The 298-nt window shown below is 60.4% G+C and carries 1 protein-coding gene; it reads left to right on the top strand.

Going from position 1 to position 298, the window contains the following annotated elements:
- Positions 1-298 (top strand): PAS domain-containing protein (locus tag AC0IYH_RS30820; RefSeq protein ID WP_471837975.1); only part of this gene is annotated, 298 nt, incomplete at both ends.

Genomic DNA, 298 nt, shown 5'->3' with positions numbered 1-298 from the left:
TCGTGAGCAGGTCCACCCCGATGATCATGACGCCGCCCGAGACGTCATGGAGCGGTTGCTGCGCGGTGAAACCGTCGAGCGGTTCGAGGAAAGGATCGCTCATGCAGATGGATCCTGGCGCTGGATATCCTGGACGCTCGTGCCAGAAGGCGATGTCTTCTATGCAGTCGGACGCGATGTAACGCCGGAGAAGGCGGCTGCCGAAGAGCTGGAAAATGCGCAGGAAGCATTGCGCCAGAGCCAGAAGATGGAGGCGATGGGCAGCCTGACCGGTGGTGTCGCGCATGATTTCAACAAC

This window comes from Pseudomonas sp. AC463 (genome assembly GCF_979253585.1).
The sequence above is the reverse complement of the archived record's forward strand: the minus strand, read 5'-3'. Positions and strand labels throughout refer to the sequence as shown.